This is a genomic window from Ureibacillus sp. FSL E2-3493 (assembly GCF_038077515.1).
Classification (GTDB): domain Bacteria; phylum Bacillota; class Bacilli; order Bacillales_A; family Planococcaceae; genus Ureibacillus; species Ureibacillus halotolerans.
Map to the genome: position 1 here is coordinate 1362459 of NZ_JBBOPK010000001.1, position 15887 is coordinate 1378345.

Here is a 15887-nt window from a genome sequence, read left to right on the forward strand (position 1 = left end):
ATTACGTAAAGGAGGAGCTACAATAGGCGAAGAAATTTTTCATCAAATAGCAGAAAGAACGAATGGGGACGTATATATTGGTGTTGTAGGGCCTGTTAGAGTTGGTAAGTCTACTTTTGTGAAAAAAATGATGGAGTCAATTGTGCTCCCGAATATCGTAAATGAAGAAGATCGCAAAAGAGCACTGGACGAGCTGCCTCAAAGTTCACCAGGTCCTGTCATCATGACAGCTGAACCAAAATTTGTTCCTGCCCAAGGAACAGAGATTAATATTGGAGAAAGCGAAATCCCATTCCGAATTCGATTTGCAGACTGTGTTGGTTACATTATTGACGGTGTAAAAGGTTATGAGGATGATGAAGGCCCGAAATATGTTCATACTCCATGGCATTCTGAAGCAATTCCCTTTGAGGAAGCGGCTAAAATCGGTACTGACAAAGTAATTCGTGATCATGCCAACATAGGCGTTGTTGTGACTACGGACGGTACAGTTAATGGTATTAACCGTATTGCTGCAGAAGTTGCGGAAGAACAAATTGTTGATCAACTTAAGGCGATTGGCAAACCATTTGTCATTGTCCTAAACTGTCAAATGCCTACTCATAACAATACAATGGCCCTTCGAAATGAGCTTCTTGAGAAGTATGGGGTACCTGTAATCCCTGTGGCTATTGATCAAATGACAGTGAAGGATATGGAGTATATTCTTCAAGAAGCTTTATATGAGTTTCCAATTGAAGATATTGAGGTTGAAAAGCCAGATTGGTTAGATGTATTAGATTATACTCATCCGTTGAATGTGACGCTTTCTGACGCTGTTGGAAACGTATTAAATTCAGTTACTAAAATTCGAGACGTATCCCAAGCTGCTTCCCAATTACGAGAAATTGACTTTGTAGAAGAAAGTGAAATTGAACGAGTGGATGCTGGTCTTGGTTTGGCAACGGTTCGTATTACGTTAAAGCCTGAAATTTATAAAGCTGTTTGTAATGAGTGGTTGGATTCACCGATTGCGACGAAAAAAGATTGGCTGCTCTTTATAAAAGAAGCAGCAGAGGCAAAACAAGCGCATAGACGATTCCGTGAGGCGATTGAAGAGGCTAGTGAACATGGCTATGGTGTAACCCTTCCTACAATGGAAGAATTTGAACCAAGTGAACCAGAAATTATTAAACAAAATAATTTCTACGGAGTTCGTATGAAGGCTTCTGCGCCATCTTATCACATTATTCGTGTAGATATGGAAACAGAATTTGCTCCATTAATCGGTACAGAATTTTATAGCCAACAGCTGTTAAAAGATTTACAGTATGCCTATAAGCATGATCGAGAGCAATTATGGAAAACCCAACTATTTGGTACGACATTACATGAAGTGTTAAAAGAAGGAATTCGTTACAAAATGAATGCAGTACCATTGAGTGCGAAGAAAAGAATGCGTCAAACGATCGAAAGAATGGTCAATGAGGGTGAACGCGGTTTAGTAACCTTTATTATTTAACATTGTATAATTTCATAAAATTTGGCACAAATTAGTAACAGGACCTTTCCCTTTTTTAGGAGAAAAGTCCTGTTATTTGTGTTTTTTTTTAAAAAAGACAATTTATTATAGAAAAACATGGATAAATATTGTTGCGTCGCGATTTTCTATATGTTACTCTTTTTACATGATTTAGGTTCATGACCCTTTGAGAGGAGGTGAATGGTGTGAATAAAACAGAATTAGTAAACTCTGTTGCTGAAGCTGCAGGTCTTTCAAAAAAAGATGCTTCTAAAGCAGTTGAAGCTGTATTTGATACAATTCAAGATGCTCTTGCAAAGGGTGACAAAGTACAATTAATTGGTTTTGGTAACTTCGAAGTACGTGAACGTGCCGCTCGTAAAGGGCGTAACCCACAAACAGGTAAAGAAATCGAAATCGCTGCTAGCAAAGTACCTGCTTTCAAACCAGGGAAAGCGCTTAAAGATGCTGTGAAATAATAGCATCCAGCAGTTACATAGAGCAGTCGTCATGGACAAGCATGATGGCTGCTCTTTTTAATATTTCCATACATAACATTTACTAATATTTTTTTAAAAAAGAAGAGAAACCCTTTTTGCGAATAAAGTCAGTATGTGCTACGATTCATTTTGACAGTGCAACGTTGCATCGGTTTAGGAGGAAGAAAGATGTCGAAAGTGAACTTACAAAAAATAGAAGAAGCCGTAAAAATGATATTAGAAGCAGTGGGTGAAAATGTAGATCGGGAAGGTTTACTAGATACACCGAAACGCGTTTCCAAAATGTACGAAGAAATGTTTAGCGGTATCAATGAAGATCCTAGAGAATTTTTTAGCACCGTTTTTCATGAAGATCATGAGGATTTAGTGTTAGTAAAAGATATTCCATTTTACTCTATGTGCGAGCATCATTTAGTTCCATTCTACGGAAAAGCTCATATTGCCTATTTACCAAAGGATGGACGTGTCGCGGGTTTAAGTAAATTAGGTCGTTGTGTCGAATCTGTTGCCCGCAGACCCCAATTACAAGAACGTATTACGTCTACAGTTGCAGATTCCATCATGGAAATGTTACAACCACAAGGAGTATATGTCGTTGTAGAAGCCGAACATATGTGCATGACAATGCGAGGGTTAAAAAAACCAGGGTCTAAAACAGTTACTTCCGTAGCCCGGGGAGTATATGAGGAAGACGAAGTTTTACGCAGAGAAGTAATTTCATTTATTCAAATGTCTTAAATATAGTGTTTTATTGTGATATGATGTACAAGAATATGTTTATTTGAGGAGAAACGATACTATGACACAACCAGATTATATAATCATTGAAGCACAAGAAGATGGCGTACATGTAATCGGTTTAACACGTGGTACAGATACAAAATTCCATCATTCTGAAAAATTAGATGCTGGAGAAGTAATGATTGCGCAATTTACAGAACATACATCTGCGATGAAAATTCGCGGGAAAGCAAAAATTATTTCTGCCCATGGTATAGTAGAAAGCGGCTCAAAAAAGTAAAATTCATTTGATTGGTGAACCAATCGAACCAATGCAATTGTTTAAACAGTTGCACTTTAAGTAGAATGGAGTAATATCTATGGATGCAACATACATTCAACAATCAATAGAACAATTAAAAACAAATATTTTCATGCATGTTCGTCATAGAACTTTACTGCAGTATACTGGAACACCAGTGGTGAATGAAAATCAATTGTTTTATTTATTATTACCATTTTTGAATGGGGAAAAATGGAGTAAACAAATAGACGAAAGCGCTATTACAGTAGGGATCGTCCATGCCTCTCTTTATGAACATGAGAAAATAAACGAAAAACATGCATTAGATAAAGAGCAGCAGCTGACAGTTCTGTCGGGGGATTTTTATAGTGGACGTTATTATGAAATTTTAGCTCGTTCTGGAAACATTCCATTAATTCGACAGCTTTCTGAAGGTATTGTAAGTCGTTGTGAACATCAAATGAAAGTATATGAATCCAATCAATATACAATGGACCAATGGTATGAAACGATTTCAGTCATACAAACTGAGCTAATTAAAAGATTTTATCAAGTTTATCAATTTGAACAATATAGTACATTTATGCATACAGGATTATTGTTGCTTCAACTACTTGAGGAATATCGTCATCTCCAACAAGGCAAACCATCTATTTTATTTAAAAAAATGATTGAAAGTGCTGAGGATGAAAAAATATTTGAGAGTATGATCGAGAAACAAATTTCATCTCTTAAAAATTTATTAAACGAATATCTTCAATCGTCTACTGTATTAAAAGACGATTTAAAGTTATACATAAAGCAACAAATTGCGCTGAATTAATTTAGCGCTAGAAAGGTTTTGAAAAAATGGCAAAATCGAAAGAACAACATGTACACGAAGTTTTCGAAAGCATTTCCGAAAGCTACGATAAAATGAATTCCGTCATTAGTTTTAAATTACATGTCAAATGGCGTGAAGATACGATGAAGCGTATGAATGTAAAACCGGGCTCTAAATGTTTAGACGTTTGTTGTGGAACAGCGGACTGGACCGTCGCTTTAGCGAAAGCGGTAGGAGAAAACGGTGTTGTAAAAGGATTGGACTTTAGTCAAAATATGTTGAAAGTAGGAGAACAAAAGGTTGTTCCTTATCCACAGGTTGAATTAATTCATGGAAATGCAATGGAACTTCCCTTTGAAGATAACACTTTTGACTATGTGACAATCGGTTTTGGTCTTCGTAACGTTCCGGACTATATGCAAGTGTTACGGGAATTGAATCGAGTTCTTAAGCCGGGTGGAATGGCTGTTTGTCTTGAAACGTCACAATCTGAAATTCCTGTATATAGACAACTATTTCGTTTTTACTTTAATCATATTATGCCTTTATTCGGTAAGCTATTTGCTAAAAGCTATAAAGAATATTCTTGGTTACAAGAATCTGCAAGTGATTTCCCAGGCATGAAAAAACTTGCCAAAATGTTTCAAGATGCTGGTTTTGAAAAGGTAACTTATAAAGGTTATAGCGGTGGGGCAGCTGCTATGCATATGGGATTTAAAAAAGAACATTAGGGGGAGAAGGTTTCACGCGTGGAAAAGATGAAGTTAAAAATACTCTATTCCGATTTGAAATCGGATATAGACATCATCGAAAAAGAATTGGAAAAAGCGTTAAACTCGTCTTCGCACTTGATAAATGATGCCTCTCTCCATCTACTACAATCTGGTGGTAAGCGAATTCGCCCTGTATTTGTTTTAGTTAGTGCTAAGTTTGGGCAATATAACATTGATAAGGTGAAAAACATAGCAGTGCCGTTAGAGTTAATTCATATGGCATCTCTTGTCCATGATGATGTTATTGATAATTCGGATTTGAGAAGGGGTACACATACTGTTAAAGCCCAATGGAATAATCGGGTTGCCATGTATACAGGTGACTTTATTTTTGCGCGGGCATTGGAGTATGTGACATCTATCGAAAATAAAAGAGTTCATCAGATTTTAGCTAAAACAATGGTTGAAATTTGTAATGGTGAAGTTATACAAATAGAAGATAAGTTTCGTAAAGATCAAAACTTAAAAGATTATTTTCGTCGTATTAAACGTAAAACTGCATTACTCATCGAGTCTAGTTGTGAGTTAGGTGCGGTCGTTGGTGGATTAGATGATAAAAGCATCGGTCACTTGAGACGATTTGGTTATTTTGTAGGGATGAGCTATCAAATCGTAGATGATATTTTAGATTTTACGGCTACTGACAAAGAGCTTGGTAAACCTGCAGGTAGTGATTTATTGCAAGGAAATATTACATTGCCGATTCTTTTATTAAAAGGAAATCCAACAATTGATCAATTTATAGACCAAGCTTCTGTAGGAGAGGTTACAGAGAGCGGTCGCCTGGAAATGTTAAAGGTTGTTCGAAATTCCGATTCCATCAAACAGTCTATTACAATCAGCAATCAATATTTAAGAAAAGCCTTGAAGGAAGTAGAGGCTTTACCAAATCATCCTATGAAAAAGAAATTGCGGGATATCGCCTTATTTATTGGTAAACGAAAATTTTAAAATAGCTCATTAAAAATTCGGTATATATTGGTTTTAGTTGATGTATCTAAGTTATTTTGGTAATATTTATCGGTAGGTGTAAATGCCTTATTAGAATTTAAGGAGTGTAAATAAACATGGCAATTGAAAAAACATTTTTAATGATTAAACCAGACGGTGTTAAACGTCAAGTAATTGGAGATATCGTGAATCGTTTTGAACGTCGCGGATTTGAATTAAAAGGTGCTAAACTAATGGTAGCTAGCCGTGAAATCGCAGAAGCTCACTATGCAGAACATGCGGACAAACCTTTCTTCGGTGAATTAGTTGATTTCATCACTTCTGGTCCAGTATTCGCAATGGTATGGGAAGGTGAAAATGTTATTTCATTAGCTCGTACAATGATGGGTAAAACAAACCCAGCTGATTCTCAACCAGGTACTATCCGTGGTGACTTCGCTGTATCAGTTGCTGAAAACATTATCCACGGTTCAGATTCAGTAGAATCTGCTGAACGTGAAATTAGCTTATGGTTCAGTGAAGGCTTAGCTTAATTTTATACAAAACAAAAAACAACTGTCGTTTACTTGCGATAGTTGTTTTTTTAGTGTAAATTAACAGAATAATTAGCGAAATATGGAAAAATAAAGTGGAGGTTTCTAATGGGAACGATTATCGTAATTTGCACTTTTTTATTTATAACGACCGTATCAACTGCTGGGATTGTTACGGATTACTTAAATAAACAATCCAAGTATAGAATAGAAGCGATGAAACAAGAGGTTAAATTAGAAAAATTAAGACAAGAAAGCTTCCTTGTTGAAACAGAAAAGCTTCGTTTAGAAATAGAAAAAACGAGACAGCAATTGGCATTGGATACTACTAAACAACCTTTGTTACAAGAAAAACAATAATAGAACTGTTATATTTTCCATCCCCATGACGATATCAATATAGTTGGAATGATATATATTTCAGATTTTACAAAATTTCGCTATAATAAATTTACGAATAATGAGGGGATAGATGGATCGATGTCAGATTATGAACAATTTATTGCCGGTATAAAAAATAAGACAGGGATTGACCTTGCCCTATATAAAGAAGCTCAGATGAAGCGACGTTTAACATCTCTTTACGAAAAAAAGGGTTATCAAAACTTTGTTGAATTTTTACATGCCCTCGAAAAAGATCGGGATTTAATGAATGAATTTTTAGATCGCATGACGATTAATGTTTCGGAATTTTATCGTAATGGCAAACGTTGGGATGTGCTGCAAAACAAAATTTTTCCGTTATTATTAAATCATAATAAGCGATTGAAAATTTGGAGTGCCGCTTGTTCAACTGGTGAGGAGCCTTATACAATTAGTATGGTATTATCCCATCATATACCATTATCACAAATTCAAGTTTTAGCAACTGATATCGATGAAAATGTCATTCAAAAGGCAAAACTTGGACTATATCCTGAACGTTCCCTTGATGAAGTGCCGAATGATGTGAAACATAAATACTTTATTCAAGAAGGGCCATTCTTCAAGGTGAAGGATGAAATTAAACGTACAGTCACTTTTAAAAAACATAATTTACTGAAGGATACATACGATTCAAATTTAGATTTAATTGTATGCCGAAATGTAATGATTTATTTTACAGAGGAAGCAAAAGATCAAATCTATCAAAAGTTCAGTCAATCGTTACGTCCTGGTGGGGTATTATTTGTAGGTTCAACGGAACAAATTTTTAATCCTAGCCGTTATGGATTTGAAGTAGTGGATACATTTTTCTATCGAAAAATATAAATAAAATCGTTTGTGAAAAGAAAGTGTTAAGTGAATATGACTTTAAAACTTTTTTGAAATGGAATGACGCTTTTCGTATAAACGGAAAGCGTATTTTTACTATTGTCGACTTAACATGAAAAAATGCACCGTTATATACGTATTTCTGAATATTCGGTACTATTTATGTTTCGATTCAAATTTGCCACTGATTTTTAATGTATAATATGTTATAGTAAAAAATACATACTTTAGCGAGTTGAAGGGAGAAAGTGTTTTATGCGTTATCTTACTGCAGGAGAGTCTCATGGACCCCAATTAACAACTATTATCGAGGGGTTACCATCCCTTTTACCAATTACGTCAGAAAAAATAAATTATGATTTAAAACGTCGCCAAGGTGGTCATGGACGTGGTAGACGGATGCAAATTGAAACGGACACAGTTGAAATCGTTGGTGGTGTTCGCCATGGACAAACATTAGGTTCGCCTGTTGCATTAGTAGTGAAAAATGATGACTGGAAGCATTGGACAAAAATTATGGGAGCAGATCCTTTACCAGAAGATATAAATCCTAACGAGATTAAACGCCAAATTTCCCGTCCTCGTCCTGGACATGCTGATTTAGTTGGTGGTATTAAATATGGACATCGTGATTTGCGAAATGTATTAGAACGTTCTAGTGCACGGGAAACGACGGTTCGTGTAGCTGTCGGATCCGTTGCAAAGGCATTGCTAAATGAATTAGGAATTTCAATTGTAAGTCATGTTACGGAAATTGCAGGTATTAAAGCTGATACGTCGAAAATTGAAGGGAAATCTGTAGACGAAATACGTGAGATCGTAGAACAAGATCCATGCTATTGTGTTGACGGGGAAGCTTCTGCAAAAATGGTACAAATGATTGACGAAACGAAAAAAGCAGGAGATTCCATCGGTGGAGTAGTTGAAGTTATTGTGGAAGGTCTTCCTGCTGGGATTGGTTCTTATGTACATTACGACCGGAAATTAGACGGTAGACTAGCACAAGCGATGCTTTCGATTAATGCATTTAAAGGAGTAGAATTTGGCATTGGTTTTGAAATGGCCCGCCGAAAAGGGTCAGAAGTTCATGATGAAATTTTATGGGATGAAGAAATGGGATATACACGGAGAACAAATCGTTTAGGTGGGTTAGAAGGTGGTATGTCCACGGGTATGCCGATTGTCGTTCGAGGCGTAATGAAACCAATCCCTACTCTTTATAAACCGCTTCAAAGTGTAGATATCGAAACGAAGGAACCATTTAAAGCAAGTGTGGAACGTTCTGATAGTTGTGCAGTACCAGCTGCTTCTATTGTTGCCGAGAATGTCATTGCTTGGGAAATTGCAAGTGTTATTGTGGATCAATTCCATAGTGATCAATTGCCCCAATTAAAAGCTCAAATTGACGAGATGAGAAAAGTTGCGAAGGAGTTTTAGTTGATGAAAATCCCCGTTAATACAGCTTCCCATCAGTACGACGTTACAATTGGTAATGAAATACTAACGACTGCAATGGAATCCTATAAAGATATAATAAATAAGGCAGATAAACTATTCGTATTGACAGATGAAAATGTATGGAATAATCAAGGCACTTATTTTAAAGATCATTTTCCATACCCTTTTGAAGTTTTTGTAATGCCTGCAGGGGAAGAGTGTAAAAGCTTTGATAATTTTAAAAGGGCCCATACGTTTTTAATTGAAAAAAATGGTACTCGGAAATCAATTTTATTTGCATTTGGTGGCGGAGCAGTTGGCGATTTAACCGGATTTGTTGCAGCAACATTTATGCGTGGAATCCCTTTTATTCAAATTCCAACGACTATATTAGCTCATGATTCTGCAGTAGGTGGAAAAACGGCTATCAATCATCCTCAAGGGAAAAATTTAGTTGGTGCTTTTTATCAGCCTGAAGGGGTTGTTTATGATATTCATTTTTTACAGTCGTTAAATGAGCGGGAAGTTCGTTCTGGAATGGCTGAAGTCGTAAAACATGCGATGATTTCCGATGCAAAATGGCTAGAAAAATTAATGGCTTGTCCTTCCCTAAATAAAATGGCACAGGATGAATTAGCTTTTCATTTGAAATCAGGAATTGAAGTAAAAGCGAAAATTGTAACTGAAGATGAAACAGAACAATCTGTTCGAAAGTATTTGAACTTTGGTCATACATATGGTCATGCCTTAGAAGCGGCAGCAGGATATGGGGGACTTGCCCATGGTGAAGCGGTCATGATAGGGATGGTTTATGCGTTACTATTAAGTGAGCGTTATGGTCAAATTAATCGTTCATTTACGAAATCATTTTTACAATACGCTTATCACAATGGGTATCCGTTTGAACAAGTAGTAAAATATCCGTTTGAAACATTACAACCATTTATCGTTAAAGATAAAAAGGCGGAATATGGTGAGTTAAAGTTCGTTTTACTTAGTAAAATTGGAACGCCTTTTATGCAACCAATTGAACTAGCTGAATGTAGAAACGTAGATAGCGAGTTCCGAGCGTTAGTTATGGAGGTATGTAAATGATTAGAGGAGTTAGAGGGGCAACGACGGTAACAGCGGATCAACCAGAATTAATTTATAACGAAACTGAAATTTTGATGAAGGAGATTGTAAGACTTAATCAATTACAACCGGAAGATATTATTTCGGTCTTCATCTCTACTACGACGGATTTAGTTTCAGGATTTCCAGCTAAGGCGGTTCGCTCCATTGAAGGGTGGCAATACGTTCCGACAATGTGTACTCATGAGATGAATGTCCCAAATGCTCTTCCAATGTGTATTCGTGTATTAGTGCATGTCAATACGGATCTAAGCCAAAAGGAAATTCGTCATGTTTATTTAAATAATGCAGTCGTGCTGAGACCTGATTTAGTACAAGAGACAAACAAATAGGTAGAGGAGACGTTTATATGAAGTGGAAACAACAAATTTTCGGAATGAAAGCTTACCAACCCGGTAAACCGATGGAAGAAGTGAAAAAAGAGTTTGGCTTAGATGAAGTAGTAAAGCTTGCCTCAAATGAAAATCCTTATGGTTTTTCACCGAAAGTAAAGGCATTTTTAAATAATGAAAATACAAATCATGCGATATATCCGGATGGATATGCACAAAATTTACGTACGGCTGTTGCAAATCATTTAGGAGTTAAAGAAACGGAATTACTATTTGGAAATGGTTCAGACGATATAATAGCAATTATTACCCGTGCCCTTCTATATCCGGGAGTAAACACGGTAATGGCAACCCCTTCCTTCTCCCAATATAGTCATAATGCTGAAATTGAAGGCGCAGAAGTAAGAAAAGTACCTTTAAAAGATGGCAAACATGATTTAAAGGCGATGCTTGAAGCAATTGATGAAAATACTTCCGTCGTTTGGGTATGTAATCCTAACAATCCAACAGGTACGATTGTTCATCATCATGAATTACAAACATTTTTACAAAATGTTCCTCAAGATGTATTAGTCGTTCTCGATGAGGCTTATTTTGAATATGTTGATTCACCGGATTATCAAAATTCCATTCCTTTTATACATGAATATCCTAATATTATTATTTTACGTACATTCTCAAAAGCTTACGGTTTAGCCTCTTTCCGCGTAGGCTATGCCATCGCCAACGAAGAAGTTATTGCAAAACTTGATCCAGTTCGTGCGCCATTTAATAATACAATATTAAGCCATAAAGTAGCGATTGTAGCTTTAGAAGATCAAGAATTTATCCGTTCTTGTAAAGAAAAAAATGAAAATGGGAAAAAGCAATTTGTTCGTTTCTGTGAAAAACATCATTTCCATTACTACCCATCCCAAACAAACTTTATATTATTTGAAGTAAAAGCTGATAGTGATGTTGTATTCAATGAAATGATGAAACGCGGTTTTATTATTCGAAGCGGTAATGCGTTAGAAGCCCCTGGATATATTCGTGTAACAATTGGTACAGAAGAACAAAATGAAAAGTTTTTATCTTTACTTGAAGAAGTGCTGACAGAACAAGGGGTTTTTGCATGACACGTAATGTCTTAGTAATTGGATTAGGGTTAATTGGGGGCTCTATTGCTTTGTCTTGTCAAAAAGCCCCCTATACAAAAGTATTTGGTTACGATTACAATGAAAAGACAAGAGCCCAAGCTGCAAAGTTAAAAATTGTCCATGAAGTAGTGGATGATGTGTTAAAAGCTGCGAGCATGGCAGATATTATTATTTTCGGAACACCTGTCAATGCGACTATTGAATGGTTAGAACAATTAAAAAAATGGCCGTTAAAGAAAAATGTCATTGTAACGGACACAGGAAGTACAAAAGGGTTAATAATGGAAAAAGGGGCAGAGCTTCGTGAATGTGGGATTACCTTTATAGGGGGACATCCTATGGCTGGTTCCCATAAAAGTGGTGTTCAAGCTGCAAAAGCCCATTTATTTGAAAATGCATATTACATGTTAACACCTTTACACAATGAAAAAGAAGATAACATCAATGCATTAGAACAATTATTAAAATTTACTTTAGCGAAATTAGTTAGAGTAGATGCCCATGAACATGATCATATGACAGCAGTTGTTAGTCACTTTCCACATCTCGTGGCAGCTTCCCTTGTTCATCAATTAGATGCAGAACAAAAACGTTACCCGATGACAAGTTTACTCGCTGCTGGTGGTTTTCGTGATATTACGCGCATCGCTTCTTCTAACCCACTAATGTGGAAAGATATTGTACTTCAAAATCGTGAGGAATTACTATCCCAATTAAATTTATGGTTAGCTGAAATGAACCGGGTAAAATCTTTATTGATTGGTCTGGATCAATCGGCAATTGAAGAATATTTTGCAACTGCAAAAGAAGTAAGGGATCAGTTACCCATTTCAACAGGTGTATTCTATTCAACTTACGATTTATATGTCGATATCCCTGACTATCCAGGTGTTATATCAGAGTTAACTGGATATTTAGCTGAAGAAAAAATTAGTATAACGAACATTCGAGTTGTGGAAGCGCGGGAAGACCTTTTCGGTATTTTAGTCATTAGTTTCCAAAATGCAGATGATCGTGATAAAGCTGAAAAATGTATTAGTAAAAAAACAAATTATGAAATGTATGTTTCGTAATCGGCACATTTGTTTCTGAAAGGAGTACTTACATGTCTTCTACAAAAGTTTTAGATAATCAAAACATTCGTCTTCAAGGATCGATTGTTGTACCAGGTGATAAATCAATTTCCCACCGTTCAATTATGTTTGGAGCCATTGCGAAGGGGAAGACAACGGTTAGCGGCTTTCTTCTTGGTGAAGATTGTTTAAGTACGATTGATTGTTTCCGTAAACTAGGTGTGAACATTGAAGTGAACGGCACGGATGTAACCATTCAAAGTGATGGTATGGACAATTGGAAAGAGCCAAAAGAAGTGCTTTATACTGGGAACTCAGGTACAACGACAAGATTAATGCTGGGCATTTTGTCTGGTACGCATTTGCATACCGTCATGACTGGAGATGCTTCCATTGGTAAACGTCCGATGCGACGGGTAACGGACCCACTCCGTTTAATGGGGGCGAAAATTGCCGGTCGTGAAAATGGACAATATACTCCTTTAGCTATTCAAGGAACAAAACTTAAAGCGATTGATTATACGATGCCAGTAGCTAGTGCACAAGTGAAATCAGCCATTCTTTTAGCTGGACTTCGTGCAGAAGGGACAACGATTGTCCGAGAAAAAGAGATTTCCCGGGATCATACTGAACGAATGTTAAAGCAATTTGGCGCTAACATTGAAGTTCAGGAAGGGATTATATCCTTCCAAGGAGGGCAACAATTACAAGCAACCCATGTGAATGTGCCAGGGGACATTTCATCTGCTGCTTTCTTTTTAGTTGCAGGAGCAATTACACCGAATAGTGAAATTACAATGGAAAATGTGGGAGTAAATCCTACTAGAGCAGGTATTTTAGAAGTTTTAGAAAAAATGGGCGCAGATATAACGGTAACGATAGAAGATGAGCATGCTGCTGAACCGACTGCAACGATTACGATACGATCATCGTCTCTTCAAGCTACAACGATTGAAGGAGAGATTATTCCACGACTAATCGATGAAATCCCAATCATTGCCTTATTAGCTACGCAAGCACAAGGAACAACAGTTATTCGTAATGCTGAAGAGCTAAAAGTAAAGGAAACAGATCGGATTACAGCAGTTGTAACAGAGCTAAAAAAACTTGGAGCTAATATTGAAGCGACAGATGATGGCATGGTTATCCATGGACCAACGGCTCTTGGCGGAGGCCAATTACAGTCCTATGGAGACCACCGTATTGGTATGATGTCGGTGGTCGCATCTTTCATTTCTTCGTCACCAATTCAAATAGATGACACAGATTGTATCGCAGTGTCATATCCTTCGTTCTTTGACCATGTTCGTGAGCTAAAAAATGAAATATACTAAAATTAGTCCACTTGATCACTGGATGATTACTATTTATAGTAGGTAGGATCTTCCCGAAAAGGGACAGGTCCTTTTTCTTGTTTCTATTAATTGAGTGCGGTAGCATAGTATATTGACTATGAATAAAAAGGTGAGTAAATTTGACAAATACAACGAATGAAATGATTCAAGCAATACAAAATGGTGATTTACAACAAGTTAATACGTATTTAGAGACGTTTTTGTTAAATGAAAATCCAGAGGTTCAGTATGAAATAGCAGATTTACTTATGCAATTTGGCTATTTACCGGAAGCAAATCGAGTATATGAACATTTACAGTTTTTATTTCCGGATGAAGCACAAGTGGCCATTGATCGAGCTTCCGTCTTAATTGAATTAGGGGAAGAAGATGAAGCGCTGCAATTATTGATGGGTATTGACTCAGAGTCTCCCGAATATCCTCAAAGTTTATTACTACTAGCAGACTATTATCAAATGCAAGGATTATATGAAGTAGCTGAAACACGGATTAATGAGGCATTAGAGTTATTGCCAAACGAACCATTATTACAATTTGCTAAAGCGGAATTATTATTTGAAACGGGACGTTTTACCGAAGCGGCTCGTATTTATGAAGAATTACATGGAAAACAGAGCGAAATAGCTGGGGTAGTACTTGCTGAACGACTGGCGGAGGTTTATCGTTCTGGTGGGGGATATGAAACAGCCCTTGACTATTACATGGAAGCATTAGAAAAGTCTGTAACTCCCGATTTATTATTCGGATCTGCCTATGCCGCTTTTCAATCAGAAAAATATGAACTTGCCATTAAACAATTAGAAGATTTGAAGGAATTGGATATCGATTACTTTAGTGCCTACTTATTATTAGCAGAAAGTTATGCGATGATAGAAGATAACAAAAAAGCACTGAAAATAATTGAAGAAGGTTTAAAACGGGATGAGTATGAAAAATCCTTTTATTTATTTGCCGGCAAGATGGCGCTGAAAAATAATCTTCCAGATAAAGCAATTCAATATTTACAGCAAGCGATTGCTTTAGATACAGAATATATGGAAGCCATTTTAGTGCTAATGTCGATTTATGCAAATCAAGAACGCTTCGGGGAAATTATCGATTTATATGAAGAATTAAAAAACGATGATTTTGACTGGAGCGCTTTATATCCAATAGTTGCAGATGCTTATGCAAAAGATGAGCAGTATGAACGCGCATACGAAATTTACAAGGTAGCATATAATGATTTTAAAGACGAACCGTCGTTTTTAGAAAAATATTGTTATTTCTTGATAGAAGAAGGAAAAAGAGACGAGGCACGTGATATTGTTAATCAATTAATTGCTTTAGAACCTACTGAGCAACAATGGATTGATCTGCTTTACACTCTTGAATAAAAGGAGGGATAGCAAAATGACTTCTTCCGTTCCGATTATAGATAAAAAAACTTTTGTTCGTTGGTTTCTGAAAAATTTCCAATTGAAAAGAAGAGAATGTGTTTGGATTTTAAATTACTTATTAAGTAATGATAACTTGTTGGAAAATATCCACTTTGTTGAAGAAGCCCATTATTGTCCTCGTGCAATCGTTATGTCATCTGTTGATTCAAATGGGGTACCGTTTCGTTTCTACAAAGGGAATATTATGACAAGTGATGCAGAGAAGTCTTTTCATGATTTACGATTACATCCAAATGAAAGCATGTATATCCAATTGAATTTTCCTAACATACCACCAAGTGGCCAGTATTTAGCTGTATTAGAGGAAAATCCTTATATGCCAAAATTTTTACACATTAGTGAAAAGGATCGACTCATTGCAGAAGAAATGTTAAATAATAGCTTGTTGGCTTTCCAAGAAGAAAAGCTGTTAAAAGAAATTGACGATGCATTAGATAAAGGGGATAAAGAAAGATTTTATTCGCTATCCAATTTACTCCAAGCATTAAAACAAACATCAAAAAACTTTTAATTTCTCCCATTCAGCCGTGGAAAATCGGCTGAATGGGAATTAAATTGTTTGGATAAGTTTGGATAATTCGATTAATATTATTTTAGTAAAACGAATACATACATAAAA

18 protein-coding genes are annotated in these 15887 nt (G+C 36.2%); all 18 read left to right on the forward strand.

Going from position 1 to position 15887, the window contains the following annotated elements; translation table 11 throughout:
• Nucleotides 1-22 precede the first annotated feature (22 nt).
• On the forward strand, nt 23-1501 hold the full coding sequence (gene spoIVA, locus MHH69_RS06955; RefSeq protein WP_122973066.1) for a stage IV sporulation protein A: 1479 nt from the start codon (nt 23-25) through the stop codon (nt 1499-1501).
• 206 nt (nt 1502-1707) lie between these two features.
• Nucleotides 1708-1980: an HU family DNA-binding protein gene (locus MHH69_RS06960; protein ID WP_004232618.1), complete on the forward strand. Its 273-nt coding sequence runs from the start codon at nt 1708-1710 to the stop codon at nt 1978-1980.
• 189 nt (nt 1981-2169) lie between these two features.
• Entirely contained in the window at nt 2170-2739 is a 570-nt protein-coding gene (gene folE / locus MHH69_RS06965) for a GTP cyclohydrolase I FolE (RefSeq protein ID WP_122970900.1), read from the forward strand.
• 61 nt (nt 2740-2800) lie between these two features.
• The gene (gene mtrB, locus MHH69_RS06970) at nt 2801-3022 is read left to right on the forward strand and encodes a trp RNA-binding attenuation protein MtrB (RefSeq protein ID WP_122970901.1); all 222 of its coding nucleotides are present in this window, start codon (nt 2801-2803) and stop codon (nt 3020-3022) included.
• Nucleotides 3023-3101: 79 nt separating this feature from the next.
• Complete coding sequence (locus tag MHH69_RS06975) at nt 3102-3848, forward strand: heptaprenyl diphosphate synthase component 1 (RefSeq protein WP_341361999.1); 747 nt, start codon at nt 3102-3104, stop codon at nt 3846-3848.
• Nucleotides 3849-3874: 26 nt separating this feature from the next.
• Nucleotides 3875-4579: a demethylmenaquinone methyltransferase gene (locus MHH69_RS06980; RefSeq protein ID WP_341362000.1), complete on the forward strand. Its 705-nt coding sequence runs from the start codon at nt 3875-3877 to the stop codon at nt 4577-4579.
• Nucleotides 4580-4597: 18 nt separating this feature from the next.
• Nucleotides 4598-5572: a heptaprenyl diphosphate synthase component II gene (hepT, locus tag MHH69_RS06985; RefSeq protein WP_122970904.1), complete on the forward strand. Its 975-nt coding sequence runs from the start codon at nt 4598-4600 to the stop codon at nt 5570-5572.
• Between the two features lie 116 nt (nt 5573-5688).
• Nucleotides 5689-6105, forward strand: a complete 417-nt coding sequence (gene ndk / locus MHH69_RS06990) for a nucleoside-diphosphate kinase (RefSeq protein WP_174232643.1) — start codon at nt 5689-5691, stop codon at nt 6103-6105.
• 108 nt (nt 6106-6213) lie between these two features.
• Complete coding sequence (locus MHH69_RS06995) at nt 6214-6465, forward strand: hypothetical protein (protein ID WP_122970905.1); 252 nt, start codon at nt 6214-6216, stop codon at nt 6463-6465.
• 120 nt (nt 6466-6585) lie between these two features.
• A complete protein-coding gene (locus tag MHH69_RS07000) occupies nt 6586-7356 on the forward strand; it encodes a CheR family methyltransferase (protein ID WP_122970906.1) in 771 nt (256 codons plus the stop codon).
• A 258-nt stretch (nt 7357-7614) separates the two neighbouring features.
• Nucleotides 7615-8796 carry a chorismate synthase gene (gene aroC, locus MHH69_RS07005; protein WP_122970907.1) on the forward strand — a complete coding sequence of 394 codons (1182 nt, stop codon included), beginning with the start codon at nt 7615-7617 and terminating at the stop codon, nt 8794-8796.
• 3 nt (nt 8797-8799) lie between these two features.
• Entirely contained in the window at nt 8800-9891 is a 1092-nt protein-coding gene (aroB, locus tag MHH69_RS07010; RefSeq protein WP_341362001.1) for a 3-dehydroquinate synthase, read from the forward strand.
• Nucleotides 9888-10262, forward strand: a complete 375-nt coding sequence (gene aroH / locus MHH69_RS07015; protein ID WP_122970909.1) for a chorismate mutase — start codon at nt 9888-9890, stop codon at nt 10260-10262. Before aroB ends, aroH begins: the two co-directional genes overlap by 4 nt.
• Nucleotides 10263-10279: 17 nt before the next feature.
• Nucleotides 10280-11380 (forward strand): histidinol-phosphate transaminase, encoded by a 1101-nt coding sequence (gene hisC / locus MHH69_RS07020; RefSeq protein WP_122970910.1) that lies wholly within the window; start codon nt 10280-10282, stop codon nt 11378-11380.
• Nucleotides 11377-12474: a prephenate dehydrogenase gene (locus MHH69_RS07025; RefSeq protein ID WP_341362002.1), complete on the forward strand. Its 1098-nt coding sequence runs from the start codon at nt 11377-11379 to the stop codon at nt 12472-12474. The genes hisC and MHH69_RS07025 overlap by 4 nt, the downstream gene beginning before the upstream one ends.
• Before the next feature lie 32 nt (nt 12475-12506).
• Nucleotides 12507-13808 carry a 3-phosphoshikimate 1-carboxyvinyltransferase gene (gene aroA, locus MHH69_RS07030; protein ID WP_122970912.1) on the forward strand — a complete coding sequence of 434 codons (1302 nt, stop codon included), beginning with the start codon at nt 12507-12509 and terminating at the stop codon, nt 13806-13808.
• A gap of 161 nt (nt 13809-13969) precedes the next feature.
• Nucleotides 13970-15205, forward strand: a complete 1236-nt coding sequence (locus MHH69_RS07035; protein ID WP_122970990.1) for a tetratricopeptide repeat protein — start codon at nt 13970-13972, stop codon at nt 15203-15205.
• A gap of 16 nt (nt 15206-15221) precedes the next feature.
• The gene (locus tag MHH69_RS07040) at nt 15222-15779 is read left to right on the forward strand and encodes a ReoY family proteolytic degradation factor (protein ID WP_122970913.1); all 558 of its coding nucleotides are present in this window, start codon (nt 15222-15224) and stop codon (nt 15777-15779) included.
• The last annotated feature ends 108 nt before the right edge of the window (nt 15780-15887 follow it).

Bases quoted from the DNA above. Each gene is read 5' to 3' on its own strand.
- folE (WP_122970900.1), top strand. From the start codon at position 2,170: ATGTCGAAAGTGAACTTACAAAAAATAGAAGAAGCCGTAAAAATGATA.
- mtrB (WP_122970901.1), top strand. From the start codon at position 2,801: ATGACACAACCAGATTATATAATCATTGAAGCACAAGAAGATGGCGTA.
- MHH69_RS06975 (WP_341361999.1), top strand. From the start codon at position 3,102: ATGGATGCAACATACATTCAACAATCAATAGAACAATTAAAAACAAAT.
- MHH69_RS06980 (WP_341362000.1), top strand. From the start codon at position 3,875: ATGGCAAAATCGAAAGAACAACATGTACACGAAGTTTTCGAAAGCATT.
- ndk (WP_174232643.1), top strand. From the start codon at position 5,689: ATGGCAATTGAAAAAACATTTTTAATGATTAAACCAGACGGTGTTAAA.
- MHH69_RS06995 (WP_122970905.1), top strand. From the start codon at position 6,214: ATGGGAACGATTATCGTAATTTGCACTTTTTTATTTATAACGACCGTA.
- MHH69_RS07000 (WP_122970906.1), top strand. From the start codon at position 6,586: ATGTCAGATTATGAACAATTTATTGCCGGTATAAAAAATAAGACAGGG.
- aroC (WP_122970907.1), top strand. From the start codon at position 7,615: ATGCGTTATCTTACTGCAGGAGAGTCTCATGGACCCCAATTAACAACT.
- aroB (WP_341362001.1), top strand. From the start codon at position 8,800: ATGAAAATCCCCGTTAATACAGCTTCCCATCAGTACGACGTTACAATT.
- aroH (WP_122970909.1), top strand. From the start codon at position 9,888: ATGATTAGAGGAGTTAGAGGGGCAACGACGGTAACAGCGGATCAACCA.
- hisC (WP_122970910.1), top strand. From the start codon at position 10,280: ATGAAGTGGAAACAACAAATTTTCGGAATGAAAGCTTACCAACCCGGT.
- MHH69_RS07025 (WP_341362002.1), top strand. From the start codon at position 11,377: ATGACACGTAATGTCTTAGTAATTGGATTAGGGTTAATTGGGGGCTCT.
- aroA (WP_122970912.1), top strand. From the start codon at position 12,507: ATGTCTTCTACAAAAGTTTTAGATAATCAAAACATTCGTCTTCAAGGA.
- MHH69_RS07035 (WP_122970990.1), top strand. From the start codon at position 13,970: ATGATTCAAGCAATACAAAATGGTGATTTACAACAAGTTAATACGTAT.
- MHH69_RS07040 (WP_122970913.1), top strand. From the start codon at position 15,222: ATGACTTCTTCCGTTCCGATTATAGATAAAAAAACTTTTGTTCGTTGG.